2 protein-coding genes are annotated in these 1,553 nt (G+C 46.2%); one reads left to right on the forward strand and one right to left on the reverse strand.

Going from position 1 to position 1,553, the window contains the following annotated elements; genetic code table 11:
• Positions 1-1,191 (forward strand): molybdopterin dinucleotide binding domain-containing protein (locus A3735_RS04280; protein WP_197485665.1); only part of this gene is annotated, 1,191 nt, incomplete at its 5' end.
• A gap of 51 nt (positions 1,192-1,242) precedes the next feature.
• Here A3735_RS04280 and A3735_RS04285 read toward each other — a convergent pair.
• Positions 1,243-1,449, reverse strand: coding sequence for a hypothetical protein (locus A3735_RS04285; RefSeq protein WP_068516480.1), 207 nt, complete (start codon positions 1,447-1,449; stop codon positions 1,243-1,245).
• Positions 1,450-1,553: the final 104 nt, after the last annotated feature.

The following is a 1,553-nucleotide window of genomic DNA, read 5'->3' on the forward strand; positions in this document are numbered from 1 at the left end:
TCTGCTGCCGATATTTTTCGGGAACATGCAGCACTAACAGGCTTTAAAAATACGGCTGAACAACGGCCTAGAGATTTCGATATCTCTGGCTTGGCAGAGCTTAGTGACGAACAATACGACTCGCTAGAACCTGTGCAATGGCCCGTAAACAACACTCACCCGAATGGTGTAAAACGATTTTTTTCTGAAGGAGGTTTCTTTACCGCCTCCGGCAAAGCCAAACTCATAGCACTCAGACATCGCCCACCTGTTAACTCATTGTCAGAGGCCTGGCCCCTTGCTTTGAATACCGGACGGGTTCGAGACCAATGGCATAGCATGACCCGCACTGCCTTATCAGCGAGGCTAAACCAGCATAAGCCGGAGCCCTATGTCGAGATCACTCCTGAAGACGCTCATAAGTTCGGTTTAAGTCAGGGCGATATAGCTGAAATAGAAAGTCATTGGGGAAGCATGCTTGCACGAGTGGAGGTCACTAAACGCCTTCCGCAGGGAGAGCTATTTGTCCCCATGCACTGGACCTCTCAATTCAGCAGCCAGGGGCGCGTTGGAGTAGTCGTTAACCCAGAGATTGATCCAATATCCTTCCAACCCGAAAGCAAGCACACGCCGGTTAGCATCAAAGCTTACCAAACCAACTGGCACGGTTTTGTTATTTCACGTCACCCTTTAATTCTTGATGGCATTGACTACACCGTACTCATCAAAGGCGATGGCTACTTCCATTACGAACTTGCAGGAAGGCGGCAAATCAAGCACTGGCAAACCCATCTGTCCAGTCAAATCAGAATCCACTCAGGAGAGCTAGAGTGGCAAACCTATCAAGATGAGCATCAAGGATTATTTCGAACCGCCTGCTTTAATGAAGGCATACTTCAAGCTGTGCTCATCGTAGGTTCGAACTACCAACTACCCGAGCGAAGCTGGATCGCCTCATTATTTAGTCATACCGATAAGCACCCTGAAACCTTAGATACAGAAAGCCGCATGGCTTTATTAACAGGCAAACCACCCATAGGTACGCCGGATGTCGGTAAAATCATATGCGCCTGCTTTAATGTCGGGAAAAAAACCATTCAAACGGCAATAAAGGAACACCAACTAACAAGCCCACAGGAAGTTGGAAAAGTCTGTAAAGCTGGCACCAATTGTGGCTCTTGCGTACCTGAGATAAAAGCGCTATTTACTTAAGGGCAAGCTGACAATAAGCCTCGTACAAGCTAAGTACGAGGCTTATTCCTCCTAAGGGTCGTAGCGGCTAACGAGTACGGTACTCGGCTGACGAGGGGTGTTAAAGCCTTCCGAGGCTTGCTCATTAATTTCGATCAAGGGCACATCTGAAACTAAAGGGTCGAGTTGCTGGGCGTCTTGCCGAACAATCCAATAGCTTGCAACAAACGAAACGGTGAGCGCTGAGTATAAAATGGTATTTCGAGTATATTTTTTCATTCATTAATCCCTGCTTTTTATTTTTAAATTTTTACAACGGAATAAGAACAACACTGATCTTTTTTTAACCAGAAATATGAGTCTACTCTTTCATTTTTATACTG

Source organism: Oleiphilus sp. HI0061 (genome assembly GCF_001635675.1).

Bases quoted from the DNA above. Each gene is read 5' to 3' on its own strand.
- A3735_RS04285 (WP_068516480.1), bottom strand. From the start codon at position 1,449: ATGAAAAAATATACTCGAAATACCATTTTATACTCAGCGCTCACCGTT.